Annotated in this window: 19 protein-coding genes and 1 pseudogene; 17 read left to right on the plus strand and 3 right to left on the minus strand. The window is 58.2% G+C overall.

Annotated elements, in window-relative coordinates:
- Positions 1-145 precede the first annotated feature (145 nt).
- Positions 146-1294 carry an acetylornithine deacetylase gene (argE, locus tag FW764_RS07590; RefSeq protein ID WP_083356214.1) on the plus strand — a complete coding sequence of 383 codons (1149 nt, stop codon included), beginning with the start codon at positions 146-148 and terminating at the stop codon, positions 1292-1294.
- Positions 1295-1427: 133 nt separating this feature from the next.
- Positions 1428-2726: an amino-acid N-acetyltransferase gene (argA, locus tag FW764_RS07595; protein ID WP_446433397.1), complete on the plus strand. Its 1299-nt coding sequence runs from the start codon at positions 1428-1430 to the stop codon at positions 2724-2726.
- Between the two features lie 67 nt (positions 2727-2793).
- Here the strand turns inward: argA and FW764_RS07600 are convergent.
- Positions 2794-3362: pseudogene (locus FW764_RS07600) on the minus strand (hypothetical protein).
- A 370-nt stretch (positions 3363-3732) separates the two neighbouring features.
- On the opposite strand from FW764_RS07600, the gene FW764_RS07605 reads away from it, so the two are divergent.
- The 8 genes from FW764_RS07605 (at position 3733) to FW764_RS07640 (ending at position 10906) form a co-directional block, all read left to right on the plus strand.
- On the plus strand, positions 3733-5058 hold the full coding sequence (locus FW764_RS07605; protein WP_083356216.1) for an OprD family outer membrane porin: 1326 nt from the start codon (positions 3733-3735) through the stop codon (positions 5056-5058).
- A gap of 282 nt (positions 5059-5340) precedes the next feature.
- Positions 5341-5979 (plus strand): peroxiredoxin, encoded by a 639-nt coding sequence (locus FW764_RS07610; RefSeq protein ID WP_446433398.1) that lies wholly within the window; start codon positions 5341-5343, stop codon positions 5977-5979.
- Positions 5980-6231: 252 nt separating this feature from the next.
- Positions 6232-6825 carry an NADPH-dependent FMN reductase gene (gene ssuE / locus FW764_RS07615; protein WP_446433399.1) on the plus strand — a complete coding sequence of 198 codons (594 nt, stop codon included), beginning with the start codon at positions 6232-6234 and terminating at the stop codon, positions 6823-6825.
- Positions 6826-6918: 93 nt separating this feature from the next.
- Positions 6919-7887 carry a sulfonate ABC transporter substrate-binding protein gene (locus tag FW764_RS07620; RefSeq protein ID WP_446433400.1) on the plus strand — a complete coding sequence of 323 codons (969 nt, stop codon included), beginning with the start codon at positions 6919-6921 and terminating at the stop codon, positions 7885-7887.
- 25 nt (positions 7888-7912) lie between these two features.
- On the plus strand, positions 7913-9061 hold the full coding sequence (gene ssuD / locus FW764_RS07625; protein ID WP_446433401.1) for an FMNH2-dependent alkanesulfonate monooxygenase: 1149 nt from the start codon (positions 7913-7915) through the stop codon (positions 9059-9061).
- A gap of 9 nt (positions 9062-9070) precedes the next feature.
- Complete coding sequence (gene ssuC, locus FW764_RS07630; protein WP_446433402.1) at positions 9071-9859, plus strand: aliphatic sulfonate ABC transporter permease SsuC; 789 nt, start codon at positions 9071-9073, stop codon at positions 9857-9859.
- Positions 9856-10662 (plus strand): aliphatic sulfonates ABC transporter ATP-binding protein, encoded by an 807-nt coding sequence (ssuB, locus tag FW764_RS07635; RefSeq protein WP_446433403.1) that lies wholly within the window; start codon positions 9856-9858, stop codon positions 10660-10662. Before ssuC ends, ssuB begins: the two co-directional genes overlap by 4 nt.
- A 28-nt stretch (positions 10663-10690) precedes the next feature.
- Complete coding sequence (locus FW764_RS07640; RefSeq protein ID WP_003213899.1) at positions 10691-10906, plus strand: TOBE domain-containing protein; 216 nt, start codon at positions 10691-10693, stop codon at positions 10904-10906.
- Between the two features lie 119 nt (positions 10907-11025).
- Here FW764_RS07640 and FW764_RS07645 read toward each other — a convergent pair whose 3' ends face one another.
- Positions 11026-11667, minus strand: coding sequence for a TetR/AcrR family transcriptional regulator (locus FW764_RS07645; protein WP_446433404.1), 642 nt, complete (start codon positions 11665-11667; stop codon positions 11026-11028).
- 230 nt (positions 11668-11897) lie between these two features.
- The gene (locus FW764_RS07650) at positions 11898-13274 is read right to left on the minus strand and encodes a glutamine synthetase family protein (RefSeq protein WP_003213894.1); all 1377 of its coding nucleotides are present in this window, start codon (positions 13272-13274) and stop codon (positions 11898-11900) included.
- Between the two features lie 609 nt (positions 13275-13883).
- On the opposite strand from FW764_RS07650, the gene FW764_RS07655 reads away from it, so the two are divergent.
- The 7 genes from FW764_RS07655 to FW764_RS07685 all read left to right on the plus strand — a co-directional run bounded on the left by FW764_RS07655 (position 13884) and on the right by FW764_RS07685 (position 22224).
- On the plus strand, positions 13884-15242 hold the full coding sequence (locus tag FW764_RS07655) for a glutamine synthetase family protein (RefSeq protein ID WP_083356224.1): 1359 nt from the start codon (positions 13884-13886) through the stop codon (positions 15240-15242).
- Positions 15243-15300: 58 nt separating this feature from the next.
- Positions 15301-16665 (plus strand): aspartate aminotransferase family protein, encoded by a 1365-nt coding sequence (locus FW764_RS07660; RefSeq protein WP_446433405.1) that lies wholly within the window; start codon positions 15301-15303, stop codon positions 16663-16665.
- Between the two features lie 208 nt (positions 16666-16873).
- On the plus strand, positions 16874-17968 hold the full coding sequence (locus FW764_RS07665) for a polyamine ABC transporter substrate-binding protein (RefSeq protein ID WP_446433461.1): 1095 nt from the start codon (positions 16874-16876) through the stop codon (positions 17966-17968).
- A gap of 148 nt (positions 17969-18116) precedes the next feature.
- Complete coding sequence (locus FW764_RS07670; RefSeq protein ID WP_446433406.1) at positions 18117-19211, plus strand: polyamine ABC transporter substrate-binding protein; 1095 nt, start codon at positions 18117-18119, stop codon at positions 19209-19211.
- A 72-nt stretch (positions 19212-19283) separates the two neighbouring features.
- Positions 19284-20426 (plus strand): ABC transporter ATP-binding protein, encoded by a 1143-nt coding sequence (locus FW764_RS07675; protein WP_236460566.1) that lies wholly within the window; start codon positions 19284-19286, stop codon positions 20424-20426.
- The gene (locus FW764_RS07680; protein WP_053258548.1) at positions 20423-21343 is read left to right on the plus strand and encodes an ABC transporter permease subunit; all 921 of its coding nucleotides are present in this window, start codon (positions 20423-20425) and stop codon (positions 21341-21343) included. The genes FW764_RS07675 and FW764_RS07680 overlap by 4 nt, the downstream gene beginning before the upstream one ends.
- Entirely contained in the window at positions 21340-22224 is an 885-nt protein-coding gene (locus FW764_RS07685) for an ABC transporter permease subunit (protein WP_446433407.1), read from the plus strand. Before FW764_RS07680 ends, FW764_RS07685 begins: the two co-directional genes overlap by 4 nt.
- The last annotated feature ends 69 nt before the right edge of the window (positions 22225-22293 follow it).

Genomic DNA, 22293 nt, shown 5'->3' on the forward strand with positions numbered 1-22293 from the left:
AGGATCGGGAGCGCAGCCGGGGAAAAGAGTGGCTGCCAAGGTCGTGCAGTGTACAGGAGTGAGCCCGGCAACGCGCCGCAACGGTTTATTGTGTCGTGCAGATGGTTCTATAGTGAGGCTCATCCGGGAAGTTGAGAGACCGCGCATGCCATTACCGTCTATGAAAGAGCAGTTCGCCGCGTTGATTGGCGCACCGTCGGTCAGTTGCACCCAAGCGTCTCTCGATCAGACCAACCGCCCGGTGATCGACCTGCTCGCTGGTTGGCTGGGTGACCTGGGTTTTGCCATCGACATCCAGCAAGTCAGCCCCGGCAAGTTCAACCTGCTGGCCAGTTTCGGCAGCGGCCCTGGCGGGCTGGTGTTGGCTGGGCATAGCGATACCGTTCCTTATGACGCTGCGCTGTGGAAGACCGACCCGCTCAAGCTGACGGAAGTCGACGGTCGCTGGGTGGGTCTGGGCAGTTGTGACATGAAAGGCTTTTTCGCGCTGGCGATCGAAGCGGTATTGCCACTGCTGGATCAGCCGTTCAAGCAACCGCTGCTGATTCTCGCCACCTGCGACGAAGAAAGCTCCATGTCCGGCGCACGCGCGCTGGCCGAGGCCGGGCGCCCGTTGGGCCGCGCGGCGGTGATCGGAGAGCCGACGGGCCTCAAGCCGATCCGCCTGCACAAAGGCGTGATGATGGAACGCATCGACATCCTTGGCCAAAGCGGCCATTCGTCGGACCCAAGTCTGGGCCACAGTGCCCTGGAAGCCATGCATGACGCCATCGGTGAACTGCGCGGCCTACGGCTGGCCTGGCAGCGTGAGTACCGCAACCCGCAATTCAGCGTGCCGCAACCGACCCTGAACTTCGGCTGTATTCACGGCGGCGACAACCCCAATCGCATCTGCGGCCAATGCTCTCTGGAATTCGACCTGCGGCCCTTGCCGGGGATGGACCCGCAGGTGCTACGCGACGCGATTCGGCAGAAGCTCGAACCCTTGGCTGAGCGCCACAAAGTCAAGATCGACTACGCGCCGCTGTTCCCCGAAGTGCCACCGTTCGAGCAGGCCGAAGACGCGGAGCTTGTGCGGGTCGCTGAACGATTGACCGGTCATCGTGCCGAAGCAGTGGCGTTCGGCACCGAAGCGCCTTATCTTCAGCGCCTTGGATGTGAAACCTTGGTGCTCGGTCCTGGCGATATCGCCTGCGCTCACCAGCCGGGCGAGTACCTCGAAATGTCACGCTTGACGCCTACAGTGCGTCTATTGCGGGAACTGATCGAACATTACTGCCTGAAACCTGCATAAATTAACCCCAGCCCATTCGTACATAAGGAGAGCGAGCGTGTCGCCAAGCCTGTTCCGACGATAACCATCAGCCCGCTGTGCGCTTTCACGATTCATCCTTTTTAGGCTGCTTTTTATTACAGGCCCAGGTTTTATGCCCGAATACGTCAATTGGCTTCGTCACGCTTCGCCTTACATCAATGCCCACCGCGACTGCACCTTTGTGGTCATGCTGCCCGGCGATGGTGTGGAACATCCCAACTTCGGCAATATCGTCCACGACCTGGTGCTGCTCCACAGCCTGGGTGTACGGCTGGTGCTGGTCCACGGTTCGCGCCCACAAATCGAAGCGCGTCTTGAAGCGCGCGGCCTCACCCCGGCTTACCACGAAGGCTTGCGCATCACCGATGCCGCGACGCTGGAGTGCGTGATCGACGCGGTCGGCCACCTACGCATTGCCATCGAGGCACGCCTGTCGATGGACATGGCCTCCTCGCCGATGCAGGGCTCGCGCCTGCGCGTCGCCAGCGGCAACCTAGTTACGGCACGGCCGATTGGTGTGCTTGAAGGCGTGGATTACCACCACACCGGCGAAGTGCGCCGGGTCGATCGCAAGGGCATCAACCGCCTGCTGGACGAGCGTTCCATCGTGCTGCTGTCGCCGTTGGGTTACTCGCCGACCGGGGAAATCTTCAACCTGGCCTGCGAAGACGTCGCCACCCGCGCCGCCATCGACCTGGGCGCCGACAAGTTGCTGCTGTTTGGCGCCGATCTGGGGCTGATCGACGAACATGGTCGATTGGTCCGCGAATTGCGCCCGCAACAAGTTCCGGCGCATCTGCAGCGCCTGGGCAGCAACTATCAAGCTGAACTGTTGGATGCCGCTGCCGAAGCGTGCCGTGGCGGGGTAGGGCGCAGCCATATTGTCAGCTACGCCGAAGACGGCGCCTTGCTTACCGAACTATTCACCCGGGACGGCGGCGGTACGCTGGTGGCCCAGGAGCAATTCGAACTGGTGCGGGAGGCCGCGATTGAGGACGTCGGCGGTCTGCTCGACCTGATCAGCCCGCTGGAGGAGCAGGGCATCCTGGTGCGGCGTTCTCGGGAAGTGCTGGAGCGTGAGATCGAGCAATTCAGCGTGGTTGAGCGTGAAGGCATGATCATCGCCTGTGCGGCGCTGTACCAGATCGCGGATTCGGATGCGGGGGAGCTGGCGTGCCTGGCGGTCAACCCGGAGTACCGTCACGGCGCACGCGGTGATGTCTTGCTGGAGCGCATTGAGACTCGCGCCCGGGCCCAGGGTTTGAAGACCTTGTTTGTCCTTACCACCCGAACCGCCCACTGGTTCCGTGAGCGTGGGTTTGTGCCGAGCAGCGTGGATCGCCTGCCATCGGCGCGGGCGTCGTTGTACAACTACCAGCGTAATTCGAAGATTTTCGAGAAGGCTCTGTAAACCGTCGGCTGCGCAAACGCACCCGGTTTGAATGTGGGAGAAAGCCAGCTCCCACATTTGACCTTCCTTACTCGCTTAGGAGTGTTTCGGTCACAAAGTCCGAGTAGCTCGGCAGCACCGTCGCAACCTTCCCCAGCGTCTTCAAAAACGTCGTCGTCTCCCCAGTCGCCTTCGCCGTGCCCCCTTAAGCAGGGCATCGGTTTGTTGTACCTGCGCAGCCGGGAATGTGCTGCTGGCCAATAGTTGGGGGATATCGGCGGTGTTTGCACCGTCAGTTTGTCGATGCCCCTGCCGTGGCGCACCACCAAAGCTTCAGAAGCATTGATTTGTGCCGATACGATAAAGGCCAAGATAGGTAGATGGCGTGAAGCCGCTGCCGCAAGAGGGCTGGAGCCCAAGTTGCCGATTTGAACATCGCCGGATGCGATCGCGGTTACAACTTCTGGCCCACTGTTGAAGCGGCGCCAGGCAATCTTCTCGCCGATGGCTTTTTCATAGAGGCCGTCGGCCTGAGGGACTTTGCTGGGATCAATGCCGGTTTGTTAACCGATGGTTAAATCGGCGGCTCTGACACCATAAAATAATTAGTGACACAAAAACTGTAACAAATTGACGGGAGGATGTGCCTTTGGCCATGATGGCGTCGCCTTTTTGATCGTGGGTGACGTATGTAACCGTACAGTCACACTAATCGATCTAAAAAAAGGCTAATAAATACCCTTTAGGAATTAGCTTATGGAGCGGTTGGTCTACGCTGATCGTTTCGCTTCATTGAAAGGCTTATTCCTGGATCGTATGAAAAAGAATGAAACAATTCTTTTTGGGTGTATGAAAAACTCATTACCCTGCAGGGACCAAATCAACTGCGGTTAGACGAAGGTAGTAGAGGTACAAAGTTACGATTGACTTGGTAGTCACTATCTGGCGCTAATCGCGCATCTGTGGATCCAGGGCGTCAGACCCGGGACCAAAGAAATACAAAAATTAGAAATGAGAGGAGCGGTACATGAAGAAGTCCACCTTGGCTTTGGCTGTTGCTTTGGGCGCAATCGCCCAGCATGCAGGCGCTGCCGGTTTCATCGAAGACAGCAAGGCAAGCGTCAGTTCCCGAACGTTGTATTTTGATAACGACCAGCGTGATGGCGGCGCAGATCAGCGCGAAACAGCCACAGGCTTGAAGTTCAACTACCTGTCTGGTTTTACTCAAGGCGTCGTTGGCTTTGGTATTGACGCTCAGGCACTGGTCGGTTTTCACCTGGATGGTGGTCGTGGCCATCACCCAAACAGCAACTCCTTCGTTCCAAGTGATACCGATGGGTCTGCCGTCAGCAGTTGGAGCAGCGCGAGTGCCAACGTCAAGGCCCGCTTCTCCAAGACAGAGGCTCACTTGGGTGGTGCTCTGATGCCGAACTTGCCGGTCGTCATTGCGAGCGACGGTCGTCTGCTGCCACAAACCTTTGAAGGCGGCACTATCACCTCCAAAGAAATCGACAATGTGACCTTTAATGCCGGTCAACTTGAACATGCTACTGGCCGTGCTTCAAGCAACAGCACTGGCTTGGCTGTCAATGGTGGTACGAGAGACAGTAACCAATTCCGTTTCGGTGGCGCTGACTGGAAGGTCACCAAAGACCTGACCCTGCAGTACTACTACGCGAACCTGGAAGACTACTACAAGCAACAGTTCCTCGGTCTGGTACACGTTTACCCGATCACCGAGGGGCAGTCGTTCAAGACTGACTTGCGCTACTTCGACAGCAGTTCTGATGGCAAGAACGGCAAGACTGGGTATGCGTTCAACAACAACGGTGGCTATGCGAAGAACAATGGCGAGGTTGATAACAAGACCTGGAGTGCCATGTTCACCTACACCTTGGGTGGCAATGCCTTCCTGCTCGGCCATCAACGCGTCAACGATGACGGTGGTTTTGTTTGGCTGAACCAAGGTAGCGTTGTAGACGGTAATGGACGTAACGAAGGTGCCGGCGGCTCGAGCTTCTATCTGTTCACCGACAGCATGATCAACTCCTTTGTCCGCGCTGGTGAAAATACCACCTTCGGCCAATACTCGTATGATTTTGCTGCGCTAGGTGTTCCGGGTCTGAAAACCTCGATCGCCTACCTGCATGGTGACAACATCAAAGCCAAAAACGGCGGCAGTGATCAGTCCGAGTGGGAACGCGATATGCGTATCGACTACACCATTCAGCAAGGTGCGCTGAAGGGCTTCGGCACCACACTGCGTCACGGTGCTTATCGTGGCAGCGGTACTGGTATCCAGGACCAGGATCAGACCCGTCTGATCTTCAACTACACCTATAGCTTCCTGTAACACTAAGGGAAGTTGTTGAAAAACCTCGCGCTTGCGCGAGGTTTTTTTTGCGCTTTCTCAAGTCGGGCTCAACCCCCGCAAGCCCTTCCTGAGTTCCTCTTTGTACAGCGTCTCAAGGCCTTCTCGAACCTTGGAGTGGATGTTGATCCTCGCCAGTAGAGAAGTCCAATGAACAGATTTTTAATATTCGTTTATCGTCTAAATAAATTGATATTTATTCTTTTTAAATAATCATCAACCCATGCACAGTGGGCTCCATAAGCACTCACCAGGAGCCACACCATGAGCCTAAGATTGGGCGACATCGCCCCCGACTTCGAGCAGGATTCCAGCGCCGGCAAAATTCGTTTCCACGAATGGTTGGGCGATAGCTGGGGCGTGCTGTTCTCCCATCCGGCTGACTTCACCCCGGTGTGCACCACGGAGCTGGGCTTTACCGCCAAGCTCAAGGACGAATTCGCCAAGCGCGGCGTCAAGGCCATTGCCTTGTCTGTGGACCCGGTGGACTCGCATCACAAGTGGATCGAAGACATCAACGAAACCCAGAACACCATCGTCAACTTTCCGATCCTGGCGGATGCCGATCGCAAGGTCTCGGACCTCTACGACCTGATCCACCCGAATGCCAGTGACACCCTCACCGTGCGTTCCTTGTTCGTGATCGACCCGAACAAGAAGATTCGCCTGACGATCACCTACCCTGCCAGCACCGGCCGCAACTTCCACGAGATCCTGCGGGTTATCGACTCGCTGCAGCTGACCGACAGCCACAAGGTCGCCACGCCCGCTAACTGGCAGGACGGTGATGACGTGGTGATCGTGCCGTCGCTCAAGGACGAGGAAGAGATCAAGAAGCGCTTTGCGAAGGGTTACCGTGCGGTGACGCCGTACCTGCGGCTTACCCCACAACCTAACCGCTAAGGCTGAGACCGCGATGGCGCCGGTACATGCACCACCGAATTTGAGTTAAAACCGAATCACCTAGCAGGGGTTTTCAGGCCGTTTCGACGGCCTTTTTTTCGTCCTGAGCTTTACAAATTTCATATGTTTTTATGGAATAAACAAATGAAAAAATAAGATTTATAGATATATGAATCTGCTGCTAAGGTCTGTCCCATCTTGGCGCCATCGCCACACAGCGAACCGCCGACACTTGCTCAAGGAATTTCCTACATGCTGGTCGTAACACTTGGAGGCAGTCCCAGCCAGCGTTCCCGCTCCGGGGTCTTGCTGGAAAAAACCCGTCAGTGGCTACAAGACAAAGGCGTGGAAGTGGTGAGTTATCAGATACGCGACTTCCCGGCCGAAGACTTGCTGCACGCGCGCTTCGATAGCCCCAAGGTCATCGACCTGCTGCAACAAGTGGCCAACGCCGACGGCCTGGTGATTGCCACGCCGGTGTACAAAGCCTCGTTTTCCGGCGCGCTGAAAACCGTGCTGGACCTGCTACCCGAGCGCGCCCTGGCCCACAAGATCGTGTTGCCGATGGCGACCGGCGGCAGTATCGCGCACATGCTGGCAGTGGATTACGCCTTGAAACCCGTGTTGTCGGCACTGAAGGCTCAGGAATTGCTCCACGGCATTTTTGCCGAAGACAGCCAGATCGCTTACGCCGAAGGCAGTGCCCAGGCGCAGTTAGTGCCGGTGCTTGAACAGCGTTTGCACGAGGCCCTGGAAACGCTCTACGACGCCATGGCCCGTCGCCCGAAACCGCTGGACCCCAATGTGTTGAATGAACGTTTGTTGAGTGCTCGCTGGAGCATCTGAGCCTTACCCGATTGTGTAGTACTCACCTTACTCAGCCGCCAACGGCCAAGCAGGTGCAGCCAACCCCCTAATCGCATTTTTGGAGAGAGCGCCATGCGCACTGTCATCTTGCGTCGTGGTCTGGTCGCACTGTTTGCTGCGGCTGTGTCCTTCGGCGCCATTATTCAAGCCCAGGCCGCCGAAACCCTGCGGATCGGTTATCAGAAGTACGGCACGCTGGTGCTGCTCAAAGCCAAGGGCACTTTGGAAAAACGCCTGGCTGCCCAGGGCGTGCAGGTGCAATGGACTGAATTCCCCGGCGGCCCGCAACTGCTCGAAGGCCTTAACGTCGGCTCCATCGACTTCGGCGTCACCGGCGAAACCCCACCGGTGTTCGCCCAGGCGGCTGGTGCCGATCTGCTCTACGTCGCCTACGAACCCCCGGCGCCGACCAGCGAAGCGATCCTGGTGCCGAAAGACTCGACGATCAAATCCGTCGCCGAGCTCAAAGGCAAAAAAATCGTGCTCAATAAAGGCTCCAACGTGCACTACCTGCTGGTACGTGCACTGGAAGATGCCGGCCTGAAATACACCGACGTACAAACGGTATTCCTGCCACCCGCCGACGCCCGTGCTGCGTTCGAACGTGGCAGCGTGGACGCCTGGGTGATCTGGGACCCGTACCAGGCTGCCGCCGAGAAACAACTGCAAGCGCGCACTTTGCGTGACGGCACCGGCATCGCCGACAACCACCAGTTTTACTTGGCTACCAAGCCCTACGCCACGCAGCACTCTGAAGTGATCAAGGCGCTGGTAGAAGAAGTGCGCGCAGTGGGCGAATGGTCCAAGGCCAACCCGCAAGAAGTCACCGAGCAAGTGGCGCCGCTGCTTGGCCTGTCAGCAGATATCACCCTGACTTCGGTGAAACGCCAAGGCTACGGCGCGCTGTTCCTGACACCAGAAGTGGTCGCCGCCCAGCAGAAAATCGCCGACAGCTTCTACCAACTCAAGTTGATCCCCAAACCCTTGAGCATCAAGGACGTGATCTGGACGCCATCCGCCGCTGTCGCCACAGCGCCGTAATCCTATTTCTTCAGGAGAAAACTCCATGAGCCTCAATATTTTCTGGTTCCTGCCTACCCATGGCGACGGCCATTACCTTGGCACCGCCGAAGGCGCTCGCGCCGTCGACCATGGTTACTTGCAGCAAGTGGCCCAGGCCGCTGATCGGCTGGGTTTTGGTGGTGTGCTGATCCCTACCGGCCGCTCCTGCGAAGACTCGTGGCTGGTGGCTGCCTCGCTGATCCCCGTGACCCAGCGTTTGAAATTCCTTGTCGCATTGCGCCCCGGGATCATTTCCCCGACGGTGGCTGCGCGCCAAGCGGCGACCCTGGACCGTCTGTCCGGCGGCCGCGCATTGTTCAACCTGGTCACCGGTGGTGACCCGGAAGAATTGGCCGGTGACGGTTTGTTCCTCAGCCACGAGGAGCGCTATCAAGCCTCAGTAGAGTTCACGCGCATCTGGCGCCGCGTGCTGGAAGGTGAAACCGTCGATTACGACGGCGAGCACATTAGTGTCAAAGGCGCCAAATTACTCTATCCGCCGATCCAGCAACCGCGCCCGCCGCTGTACTTCGGCGGCTCCTCCGAAGCGGCCCAGGACCTGGCAGCCGAACAAGTGGAAATGGTCCTGACCTGGGGCGAGCCGCCGGCGGCGGTCGCGGAAAAAATTGAGCAGGTGCGCGCCAAGGCCGCAAAATTTGGGCGCACCGTGCGCTTCGGCATTCGCCTGCATGTGATCGTGCGCGAAACCAACGATGAAGCGTGGAAAGCCGCCGACAAATTGATCTCCCACCTGGACGACGAGACCATCGCCCGTGCCCAGGCATCCCTGGCGCGCTTCGATTCCGTCGGCCAGCAGCGTATGGCCGCCTTGCACGGCGGCAACCGCGACAACCTCGAAGTCAGCCCCAACCTGTGGGCCGGCGTCGGCCTGGTCCGCGGCGGCGCCGGCACTGCGCTGGTGGGCGACGGCCCAACCGTCGCGGCACGCGTCAATGAATACGCGGCGCTGGGCATCGACACCTTCATTTTCTCCGGTTATCCACACTTGGAAGAGTCGTATCGCGTGGCTGAGCTGTTGTTCCCGCACCTGGATATCGAACATCCCGAGCTGCCGAAAAACGCTGGTTACGTCAGCCCGTTCGGCGAAATGGTCGCCAACGACATCCTTCCCAAAGCTGCGTCGCAGAGCTGAGGCGTCGTCATGAACGTTGAAAAATTAAGCCATCGCATCGCGCCGTGGGTACTGCCGATCCTGTTGTTGGCGGTGTGGCAGTTGTCGGTGTCGGCGGGCTGGTTGTCGACCCGTATCCTGCCGGCGCCGAGCGCGGTGTTCGAAGCTGGGGTCAACTTGGTTCGTACGGGGGAAATCTGGAAACACCTGGCCATCAGCGGCTGGCGTGCGGGCCTGGGTTTTGTGATCGGTGGCAGCATCGGTCTCGCGTTGGGCTTTATCACCGGCCTGTCGAAATGGGGCGAGCGCCTGCTGGACAGCTCGGTGCAGATGATCCGCAACGTACCGCACCTTGCGCTGATTCCGCTGGTGATCCTGTGGTTCGGCATTGACGAAACCGCGAAAATTTTCCTGGTCGCCCTCGGCACGCTGTTCCCGATTTACCTGAACACCTATCACGGCATCCGCAACGTCGACCCGGCATTGGTGGAAATGTCGCGCAGCTACGGCTTGTCCGGCTTCAGCCTGTTCCGTCAGGTGATCCTGCCGGGCGCACTGCCGTCGATCCTGGTGGGCGTGCGCTTTGCCCTGGGCTTTATGTGGCTGACGCTGATTGTGGCGGAAACCATCTCGGCCAGCTCCGGTATCGGTTACTTGGCGATGAATGCCCGCGAATTCCTGCAAACCGACGTGGTGGTACTGGCCATCGTCATGTACGCCATCCTCGGTAAGCTCGCCGACCTGGCTGCGCGTGGCCTGGAGCGTGTATGGCTGCGCTGGCACCCGGCTTACCAAGTGAATAAAGGAGGTGCGGCATGACCGCTCAACAACCTCCGCGCCTGCTCAAGGGCATCCCGCTGGCGGTGCGCAAACTGCGCAAGGCCTTTGGCGCGCGGGAAGTACTCAAGGAGATCGACCTGCATATTCCGGCCGGTCAATTCGTGGCTGTCGTCGGTCGCAGTGGCTGCGGCAAAAGTACCTTACTGCGCCTGTTGGCCGGTTTGGACAAAGCCAGCGGCGGCGAGCTACTGGCCGGCTCCGCGCCGCTCGAAGAAGCCAATGAAGACACGCGGTTGATGTTCCAGGAAGCGCGCCTGCTGCCGTGGAAAAAGATCATCGACAACGTTGGCCTCGGTCTCAAAGGTAACTGGCGGCCTAAAGCGCTGGAGGCCCTGGAAGCGGTCGGCCTGGCCGAGCGTGCCGATGAGTGGCCGGCGGCCTTGTCCGGTGGCCAGAAGCAGCGCGTGGCTCTGGCGCGTGCGCTGATCCACCAACCGCGCTTGCTGCTGCTGGATGAGCCTTTGGGCGCGTTGGACGCCTTGACCCGCATCGAGATGCAGCAACTGATTGAAAAGCTCTGGCAGAAACACGCTTTCACGGTGTTGCTGGTCACTCACGACGTCAGCGAAGCGGTGGCCATCGCCGACCGCGTGATCCTGATCGAAGACGGCGAAGTCGGCCTCGACCTGATCGTCGAACTGCCGCGTCCACGTGCTCGGGGCTCACATCGCCTGGCCGCGCTGGAAGCCGAAGTGCTCAACCGTGTGCTGTCGTTGCCAGGCTCGCCACCGGAACCTGAACCTGTTTCACCGCTGCCTACGCAATTGCGTTGGGCTCAATAACTCACTTGTCCTACGAAGGAAGAACACCATGACTATTAAAGCCATCAACGTGCGTAACCAATTCAAAGGCACCATCAAGGAAATCGTCGAAGGCGACGTGCTGTCGGAAATCGACGTGCAGACGGCGTCGGGCATCGTGACCTCTGTGATCACCACGCGCTCGGTCAAAGAGTTGGAACTGGTAATTGGCAGCGAAGTGATTGCCTTCGTTAAGTCCACCGAGGTGTCGATCGCGAAGTTGTGATTGTCGGCTTTGAAATCGCTATCGCAGGCAAGCCAGCTCACACACTTGAGTGTATTCACAGATCAAAAGTGTGGGGGCGGGCTTGCCTGCGATAGCGCCTGCCCAGGCACCGCAGACAATCAGCGCGCAGCCACCCGCTTAGGCAAATACGCCGGCAAATAAAGCCCCACATACGCATCAAACACCCGCATCCCTTCTTCAGCCATGCGCGGCGTAATCTGCCCGTGCTGATGCACCGAGCGCGCATACACGCGGTCGCTCAACTCCAGCGCCAAGGCGAATACATCGACATCGGTGGGCAAGGTCGGCACTTCGAAGTGGCGGTTGAACACTTCGAGCATCAAGTCTCCCAACTCCAAGTCATGCTGGCGGTCGGCCTGGGTTACTTCGGTAAGCCCGTGCTGGGCCAGGATCAACTGGCGCGCAGCGGCGTCGTTGCTGTAAATGCTGAGCATGCGTTGCTCGACGATGTAGGACAGGTCGCGCCAGGCTTTGAGTGAATCATGGTCAATGGGCGCCTGAATCGCCGCGCGGAAAGCCGCATGCACGTCTGTGGTCAACGCTTCCAGCAACGCCGGCACACTGGCAAAGAAGTGATACACCGATGACGGCGGGATCTGCGCGCGCTCAGCCACGCTGTAGATCGACAAACTGGCCACGCCTTCGGTCGCCAGCAAGGTGCGGGCGGCGTCGAGGATCGCCTCGATCCGGGCCTGGCTGCGGGCGCGGGGTTTGCGAGGGGCGGCAGGGCGGGTGGTCATGGAAGTCTCCTACAAGGCAGCGGGCATTGTATGAGCAGGAACCGGTGTTGTCTGCCAAGGCGCCATCGGGAGCAAGCCCCCTCCCACAGTTGACTGAGTTCCAACCTTGAAATGCAGTCAACTGTGGGAGGGGGCTTGCTCCCGATGAGGCCGACTCGGTGAACCGGAAGAAACCCATAAAAAAACGCCACAGACCAAAGGCCGGAGGCGTTTTTCAGTACAACCACTGCTTACACGGTATGCAGGTACCAGTTGTACTCAAGGTCGGAGATGGAGTGTTCGAACTCTTCCAGCTCACTTTCCTTACAGGCGACGAAGATATCGATGTACTTAGGATCGATGTACTTGGCCATCACCTCGCTGTCGTCCAACTCGCGCAGGGCGTCACGCAGGTTGTTCGGCAGGCTCTGTTCGTTCTGCTCGTAGCTGTTGCCTTCCACCGGTGCGCCAGGTTCGATCTTGTTGGTCAGACCGTGGTGCACGCCTGCCAGAACAGAAGCCATCAGCAGGTAAGGGTTGGCATCGGCGCCTGCCACACGGTGTTCGATACGTACGGCGTCGGACGAGCCGGTTGGTACGCGAATCGCCACAGTACGGTTATCCAGGCCCCAGCACGGCGAGTTCGGCACGTAGAACTGTGCGCCGAAACGGCGGTAGGAGTTGACGTTAGGGCACAGGAACGCCATTTGGGCGGGTAGGGTCTCGAGCACACCGCCGATCGCGTGACGCAATGCGGCGTTCTGCTCGGGATCCTCGCTGGCAAAGATGTTCTTGCCGTCCTTGTCCAGGATCGAAATGTGTACGTGCAAACCGTTGCCTGCCTGGCCTGGGTAAGGCTTGGCCATGAAGGTGGTGTCCATCTCATGGTCGTAGGCGATGTTCTTGATCAGGCGCTTGAGCAGTACCGCGTAGTCGCAGGCCTTGATCGGGTCGGCGACGTGGTGCAGGTTCACTTCGAACTGCGCCGGGGCACTTTCCTTGACGATGGCGTCGGCCGGGATACCTTGCTCTTTGGCCCCTTCCAGAATGTCCTGGAGGCAGTCGACGTATTCGTCGAGGTCGTCGATCAGGTAGACCTGTGTCGAGTGCGGGCGTTTGCCGGAGATCGGCGAGCGGGGCGGTTGTGGGCGGCCGTTCACGTTCTCCTGGTCGATCAGGTAGAACTCAAGCTCGAAGGCGGCGCAGATGGTCAGACCGAGGTCGTCAAATTTGCTGACAACTTGGCGGAGCACTTCGCGAGGATCGGCGAAGAAAGGTTCACCTTCAAGTTCGTGCATGGTCATCAGCAATTGCGCGGTTGGGCGCTTTTGCCAGGGTTCATTGCACAGGGTGTCAGGGATCGGATAACAGATTCGGTCAGCATCACCGATGTCCAGACCCAGGCCGGTGCTTTCCACCGTTGAGCCGTTGATATCCAGGGCAAATAAAGAGGCAGGCAGGTTAATGCCCTTCTCGTAAACCTTGTGGAGGCTGGTGCGTTCGATGCGCTTGCCGCGCACCACACCATTCATATCCGCAATTAGAAGGTCTACGTACAGAACCTCAGGATGATCCTTAAGGAACGCGTTCGCTTCGTTAAGCTGAACGGCACGCGGGGGTACCGACATGATGCAACACCTTTGTTGTTAAAAATATCAATCATTGATCTTTTCTGGTTTCAGTCAACCCGAACGGCATGCCGAAGTCAAGCGAGGGCTTTTTTGCTCTAAAAAAGCGCCTTGAGGCCTTTTTTGAGGCTTTTTGGGGCGTTTTTTTGGGTTTGACCGGCTTGGGACTAGCAGGCTTGAGCGGGCCGTGTTGTATTTTTTACGGGGGTGTTGTGTAAAAAAATGAACAAGGCTAAGCTCGATTCAAACCCATAACAGCAATAATACCGGGGTGCTTCATGTCTCGCCTGCCGCTACTCGGCGTTTCAACCTGCTTCAGTCAAGTCTTGTCATCCGTCCAATTTTTCCTTGTGAACGACCGCGCCCCGGCCAATATTCTTGACGCCTTGGCGGACCTCTTTTTTGCTCCCTCATCTCTCTCGTGCCTGCCTCTGAGCAGCTCCCGTCCAGGGTGCTGCTCATGATTCTGCACGACTTTGGCGTGAGGAATGCAACGCTGCAGCAAATGGCGGGTAAGCTTCTATCCTGAACGACAAGACGACGCGGATGCTGCGTCAACCAACGCCTGACCTTTTAATGGATGTCAGGAAACCCAGCCCAGAGGCATTTATGAGTAACAACCTCGACCAGCTCACCGATTGGTTGAAAGACCACAAGATCACAGAAGTCGAATGCATGATTGGCGACCTCACCGGCATCACCCGGGGCAAGATCTCGCCGACCAACAAGTTCATCGCCGAAAAAGGCATGCGCCTGCCCGAGAGTGTTCTTTTGCAGACCGTGACCGGCGACTACGTCGAAGACGACATCTATTACGAATTGCTCGACCCGGCCGACATCGACATGATCTGCCGTCCCGACCAGAACGCTGTGTTCCTGGTGCCTTGGGCCATCGAGCCCACCGCTCAGGTGATCCACGACACCTACGACAAGCAAGGCAACCCGATCGAGCTGTCGCCGCGTAACGTGCTCAAGAAGGTGCTGAAACTCTATTCCGACAAGGGCTGGCAGCCCATTGTGGCGCCGGAGATGGAGTTTTATCTGACCAAGCGCTGCGAAGACCCGGACTTCCCGCTGCAGCCACCGATTGGCCGTTCCGGTCGCCCGGAGACCGGTCGACAGTCTTTCTCGATAGAAGCCGCCAACGAATTTGACCCCTTGTTCGAAGACGTTTACGACTGGTGCGAGCTGCAGGAACTGGACCTCGACACGCTGATCCACGAGGACGGCACGGCGCAGATGGAAATCAACTTCCGTCACGGCGATGCCCTGTCCCTGGCTGACCAGATTCTGGTGTTCAAACGCACCATGCGCGAAGCCGCGCTCAAGCACAACGTGGCTGCCACTTTTATGGCCAAGCCAATGACTGGCGAGCCTGGCAGCGCGATGCACTTGCACCAGAGCATCATCGACATCGCCACCGGCAAGAACGTCTTCTCTAACGAAGACGGGACCATGAGCCAGCTGTTCCTTAACCATATTGGCGGCCTGCAGAAATTCATCCCTGAGTTGCTGCCGCTGTTTGCCCCCAACGTGAACTCGTTCCGTCGCTTCCTGCCCGATACCTCGGCGCCGGTGAACGTGGAGTGGGGCGAAGAGAACCGCACCGTCGGCCTGCGCGTGCCGGATGCCGGCCCGCAGAACCGTCGCGTGGAAAACCGCCTGCCGGGCGCCGACGCCAACCCGTACCTGGCGATTGCCGCCAGCCTGTTGTGCGGCTACATCGGCATGGTCGAAGGCCATAACCCGAGCGCGCCCGTGGTGGGCCGTGGTTACGAGCGACGCAACCTGCGCCTGCCGTTGACCATCGAAGACGCTCTGGAGCGCATGGAAAACAGCAAGACCATCGAAAAATATTTGGGTCAAAAATTCATCACAGGCTACGTCGCGGTCAAGCGGGCCGAGCATGAAAACTTCAAGCGCGTGATCAGTTCGTGGGAGCGGGAATTCCTGCTCTTCGCCGTCTGATGCGTCGGGCGCGCCTTAGGATTGGCGCGCCCTCACCTGAAAAGTCTAGGAGATTGGTATGTCCAGCAACAACCCGCAAACCCGTGAATGGCAAGCCTTGAGCAATGATCACCACCTGGCGCCGTTCAGCGACTTCAAGCAATTGAAAGTGAAAGGCCCACGGATCATCACCAAAGCCCACGGCGTTTACCTGTGGGACAGCGAAGGCAACAAGATCCTCGATGGCATGGCCGGCCTGTGGTGCGTGGCGATCGGTTACGGTCGCGATGAACTGGCTGATGCTGCCGCCAAGCAGATGAAAGAACTGCCTTACTACAACCTGTTCTTCCAGACCGCACACCCCCCGGTGCTGGAGCTGGCCAAGGTCATCTCCGAGATCGCGCCGGCTGGCATGAACCATGTGTTCTTCACCGGTTCCGGCTCGGAAGGCAACGACACAATGTTGCGCATGGTCCGCCACTACTGGGCGATCAAAGGCCAGCCGAACAAAAAAACCATCATCAGCCGCAAGAATGGCTACCACGGCTCCACCGTGGCCGGCGCCAGCTTGGGTGGCATGACCTATATGCATGAGCAGGGCGACTTGCCGATTCCGGGCATCACCCATATCGCCCAGCCGTATTGGTATGGCGAAGGCGGCGACATGAGCGCTGAGGAATTCGGGATCTGGGCGGCCAACCAGTTGGAAGAGAAGATTCTGGAACTGGGCGTGGACAACGTCGGAGCCTTTATTGCCGAGCCGATCCAGGGTGCCGGTGGCGTGATCGTGCCGCCAGAAACCTACTGGCCGCGCATCAAGGAAATCCTCGCCAAGTACGACATCCTGTTCGTCGCCGACGAAGTGATCTGTGGTTTCGGCCGCACCGGTGAGTGGTTCGGTAGCGATTTCTACGACCTCAAGCCTCACATGATGACCATCGCCAAGGGCCTGACCTCGGGTTACATCCCCATGGGCGGCCTGATCGTGCACGACGACGTGGTCGCCGTGCTCAACGAAGGCGGTGATTTCAACCACGGCTTCACCTACTCCGGTCACCCGGTGGCAGCAGCAGTGGCCCTGGAAAACATCCGCATCTTGCGCGATGAAAAAATCGTTAACCGTGTGCACGAAGAAACGGCACCGTATTTGCAGAAACGTCTGAGGGAGCTGGCTGATCACCCGTTGGTGGGTGAAGTTCGCGGTGTGGGCATGCTGGGTGCGATTGAGCTGGTGCAGGACAAGGCCACGCGCAAGCGTTACGAAGGCCGTGGTGTGGGCATGATCTGCCGCACGTTCTGCTTCGAAAATGGCCTGATCATGCGCGCAGTGGGCGACACCATGATCATTTCGCCTTCGCTGGTGATCAGCAAGGCGGAAATCGACGAGTTGGTGACCAAGGCTCGCCAGTGCCTGGACCTGACTTTAGCGGCATTGCAGGGCTAAGTGCTAGGCTCAGGGCGCAGCGGCTTCGGGCGTTGCGTCTGGACAGTTACCAAAACGCAGTAATAAAAGGGGCTTTGGTTGAAAGCCTGCCCCTGAACTTGCCAGACTGTCGCCCTGTTTTATTGCCCTTTGGAAGGGACGTGAGACGACTAAAGAACGTGGCCCAAAAAAGAAAAAATTGGAGCATCACCAAATGAAGGCATTAGGTTTGAAGAACGCTGGCAAGACCCTCCTCGCCTTGTCCCTGATGGGCGCAATGGCGGGGGCGGCCCAGGCAGACAATAAAGTGCTGCACGTCTACAACTGGTCCGACTACATTGCACCGGACACCATCGCCAACTTTGAAAAAGAGTCAGGCATTAAAGTGGTGTACGACGTTTTCGACAGCAACGAGACCCTCGAAGCCAAGTTGCTGGCAGGCAAGTCCGGTTACGACATCGTCGTACCGTCGAACAACTTCCTCGCCAAGCAGATCAAGGCCGGTGTCTATCAGACGCTGGACAAGTCCAAGCTGCCCAACTATGACAACCTGAACAAATCCCTGCTTAAAGCCGTGTCGGTCAGCGACCCGGACAACAAGCACGCCTTCCCGTACATGTGGGGCTCAATCGGCATCGGCTACAACCCGGAGAAGGTCAAGGCTGCGCTGGGCGTGGACAAGATTGATTCCTGGGACGTGCTGATGAAGCCCGAAAACATCGCCAAGCTGAAAAGCTGTGGCGTGAGCTTCCTCGACTCGCCAACCGAAATGCTGCCGGTGGCCCTGCATTACTTGGGCTTGCCGACCGACACCCAGAAGAAGGCTGACCTGAAACAAGCCGAAGACCTGTTCCTCAAGCTGCGCCCATCGATCGGCTACTTCCACTCGTCCAAGTACATCTCGGACCTGGCCAACGGCAACATCTGCGTAGCCGTGGGATATTCGGGTGACATCCAGCAGGCCAAGTCCCGCGCGGCTGAAGCCGGGGGCAAGGTCAAGATTGCCTACGACATTCCGAAAGAGGGCGCCGGTAGCTTCTACGACATGGTCGCCATCCCTAAAGATGCCGAAAACGTCGATGCGGCCTACGCGTTCATGAACTACCTGTTGGAGCCAAAAGTAATGGCGTCCATCACCAACAGCGTACGGTTCCCGAACGGTAACGAGAAAGCCACCGCATTGGTCGATAAAGACATCACCAGCGACCCGGGCATTTACCCGCCAGCGGATGTGCAAGCCAAGCTCTACGCCATTGCTGACTTGCCGGCTGCAACTCAGCGTGAAATGACACGCAGCTGGACCAAAATCAAATCGGGCAGATAAGCCTTGATACTTGTGGGGGCGGCGAACCGCCGCCCCCACACATTAAATGACAGAAAGCTTTGCCGGATCGGTTTATCGAGGGTAAGTTGCGCGCCGGTTTTGTTGCCGGGCAACAACTTTTGGCCCAACTATTTAAGAGGACCTCCACTTGCCAATTTCTTTATTTCGTAAAGCCGTGCTGGTGGGTGCAGGTATCACGCTGGCTGTCAGCGTGCAGGCCGCGCCAACTGTGCACATTTATAACTGGTCGGACTACATCGGACCGGACACCTTAGCCAACTTCGAAAAGGCCAGCGGCATCAAGCCTGTGTACGACGTGTTTGATTCCAACGAAACCCTGGAAGGCAAGTTGCTCGCCGGGCGCACCGGTTACGACGTGGTGGTGCCGTCAAACCATTTCCTTGGCAAACAGATCAAGGCCGGGGCGTTCCAGAAGCTCGACAAGTCATTGCTGACTCACTATTCCAACCTTGACCCGACGCTGCTCAAGCGCCTGGAAAAGAACGACCCGGGTAATCAGTACGCCGTGCCGTATCTGTGGGGCACCAACGGAATCGGTTACAACGTCGACAAAGTCAAAGAAGTGCTGGGCGTTGACCATATCGATTCCTGGGCCGTGCTGTTCGAGCCGGAGAACATGAAGAAGCTGGCGACCTGTGGTGTCTCGTTCATGGACTCGGCGGATGAAATGCTGCCGGCGGTGCTCAACTACATGGGCCTGAGCCCCAACAGCACAAACCCGGCCGACTACAAAAAGGCCGAAGAGAAACTGCTGAAAGTGCGTCCTTACGTGACGTATTTCCACTCGTCCAAGTACATCTCGGACCTGGCCAACGGCAACATCTGCGTGGCGGCTGGCTTTTCCGGTGATGTGTTCCAGGCCAAGGCCCGTGCGGCCGAGGCCGGCAAGGGTGTGAAGATCGCCTACACGATTCCGAAAGAAGGCGGCAATTTGTGGTTTGACGTGCTGGCCATCCCGGCAGACGCAAGCAACGTTAAAGAGGCTCACGCCTACATCAACTATTTACTGCAACCTGAGGTGATCGCTCAGGTCAGTGATTACGTCGGTTACGCCAACCCTAACCCAGGGGCGGACAAACTGATGGAGCAATCGATACGCACTGACGCAGCGGTTTACCCACCGCAGGCGGTTCTCGACCGGACGTTTGTCAACTTCGAGTTACCCCCGAACGTGCAGCGTTTAATGACCCGTAGCTGGACCAAGGTCAAGACGGGTAAGTAAGGCTTAAGGCTCAAACTATCCAAGGTTTCGCCCGCATTGGGCGAACCTCAAATTTTGTTGGGAGTTTCGTAAATGGCAGTTGCCTCCGGCGCCTATAAGAAAGCCCTCGAGGGCGACCAGACACCGAAAAAGGTGTTGGTCAAAATCGACCGGGTCACGAAGAAGTTCGACGAGACGATTGCCGTGGACGATGTGTCCCTGGAAATCAAGAAAGGCGAGATCTTCGCCTTGCTCGGCGGTTCGGGTTCGGGCAAATCCACCTTGCTGCGCATGCTCGCAGGCTTCGAGCGCCCAACGGAAGGTCGCATTTACCTCGACGGTGTGGACATCACCGACATGCCGCCGTACGAGCGGCCGATCAACATGATGTTCCAGTCCTACGCCTTGTTCCCGCACATGAGCGTAGCGCAGAACATCGCCTTTGGCCTGCAGCAGGACAAGATCCCCAAGGCAGAAGTCGACGCCCGCGTGGCCGAGATGCTCAAGCTGGTGCAGATGAGCCAGTACGCCAAGCGCAAGCCGCACCAGCTGTCCGGTGGCCAGCGTCAGCGTGTGGCCTTGGCGCGTTCCCTGGCCAAGCGTCCGAAACTGCTGCTGCTCGATGAGCCAATGGGCGCACTCGACAAAAAACTGCGTTCGCAGATGCAGCTGGAACTGGTAGAAATCATCGAGCGCGTCGGCGTGACCTGCGTGATGGTGACTCACGACCAGGAAGAGGCCATGACCATGGCTGAGCGCATCGCGATCATGCACCTGGGCTGGATCGCTCAAATCGGCAGTCCGATCGACATCTACGAAACGCCTACCAGCCGCCTGGTCTGCGAGTTCATCGGCAACGTCAACATCTTCGACACCCAAGTGGTAGACGACGCCGAAGGCCACGCGGTGCTCAAGTGCCCGGACCTGGACCGCGACATCTACGTGGGCTATGGCATCGCCACCTCGGTGGAAGACAAGTCGGTCACTTACGCGATCCGCCCGGAAAAGCTGCTGGTCACCACCGAAATGCCGACCTGCGAACACAACTGGTCCAGCGGCAAGGTGCACGACATTGCCTACCTTGGCGGCCACTCGGTGTTCTACGTTGAACTGCCGAGCGGCAAGCTGGTGCAGTCCTTCGTCGCCAACGCCGAACGCCGTGGCCAGCGCCCTACCTGGGGTGACCAGGTGTACGTGTGGTGGGAAGACGACAGCGGCGTGGTGCTTCGCTCATGAATATGAAGAAGTTCAAACGCCAGCTGCAACGAATAACACCCGGTGGCCGGCATGTGGTCATCGGGATCCCTTTCCTCTGGCTGTTCCTGTTTTTCGCACTGCCGTTCTTTATCGTCTTGAAAATCAGTTTTGCCGAAGCAGACGTAGCGATCCCGCCTTACACCGAGATCTACACCTTCGTTGAGCAAAAGCTGCAACTGGTGCTCAACCTGGGCAACTACGCGATGCTCGGCGACGACGAGTTGTACATCGCCGCGTACCTGGGCTCGCTGAAGATGGCGTTTTTCAGCACGCTACTGTGCCTGTTGATCGGCTATCCGATGGCCTACGCCATCGCCAGTGCACGCAAAGAGATGCAGACCGTGCTGGTGCTGCTGATCATGATGCCGACCTGGACCGCGATCCTGATTCGCGTGTATGCGTGGATGGGCATCCTCAGCAACAACGGGTTGCTCAACAGCTTCCTGATGTCCATCGGCTTGATCAACGAGCCGCTGCAGATCCTCAACACCAACATTGCGGTGTACATCGGCGTGGTCTATTCGTACCTGCCGTTCATGATCCTGCCGCTGTACGCCAACCTCGTGAAACATGATCAGAGTCTGCTGGAGGCCGCGTCCGACCTGGGTTCTAGCACCTTCAACAGCTTCTGGAAAATCACCGTGCCGCTGTCCAAGAACGGCATCATTGCCGGCTGCATGCTGGTGTTCATTCCGGTGGTGGGTGAGTTCGTGATTCCAGAGCTGCTCGGCGGCCCGGAAACCCTGATGATCGGTAAAGTGTTGTGGCAAGAATTCTTCAACAACCGTGACTGGCCGGTGGCGTCTGCCCTGGCGGTGGTGATGCTGGCGATCCTGATTGTGCCGATCATCCTGTTCAACCGCAGCCAAGCCAAAGAGATGGAGGGCAAGATATGAGGCGCTTCAGTTTCTCGAGTTTTATGCTGGTGGCGGGGCTGTTGTTCATCTACCTGCCGATGCTGATCCTGGTGATCTACTCGTTCAACGAATCCAAACTGGTGACGGTGTGGGGCGGTTGGTCGATCAAGTGGTACGTGGGTTTGCTGGACAACACCCAGTTGATGGGCTCGGTGGCACGCTCACTGGAAATTGCCTGCTATACGGCGGTGGCTGCCGTGGCGCTGGGTACGTTGGCGGCCTTCGTGCTGACGCGTATCAGCCAGTTCAAGGGCCGCACGCTGTTCGGCGGCCTGGTGACGGCGCCATTGGTGATGCCAGAGGTGATCACCGGTCTGTCGCTGCTGCTGCTGTTCGTGGCCATGGCGCAGATGATCGGTTGGCCCCAGGAACGTGGCATCGTCACCATCTGGATCGCCCACACCACCTTCTGTGCAGCGTATGTGGCGGTGGTGGTGTCGGCGCGCTTGCGTGAACTGGACCTGTCGATCGAAGAGGCGGCCATGGACCTGGGCGCGCGGCCGTGGAAGGTATTCTTCCTGATCACCATCCCGATGATCGCACCGTCGCTGGCAGCGGGCGGCATGATGTCGTTCGCGCTGTCGCTGGATGACCTGGTACTCGCCAGCTTCGTATCCGGCCCGGGTTCGACTACCTTGCCGATGGAAGTGTTCTCGGCGGTGCGTCTTGGGGTTAAACCTGAGATCAACGCCGTGGCTAGCCTGATTCTGTTGGCAGTATCGCTGGTGACTTTCCTGGTGTGGTTCTTCAGCCGCCGTGCCGAAGAACATCGCAAGAAGGCCATTCAGCAAGCGATTGAAGAAGCGGCGGCGGACGGCTGGCAACAGCCGGACAAGCGCCGGGCGCCCGCACCGGTCTAACTGCCGCAGGGGAGTAAAAATGTGGGAGCTGGCTTGCCTGCGATAGCGGCGTGTCAGTCGGCAGATGAG

This window comes from Pseudomonas sp. 1152_12 (assembly GCF_052850675.1).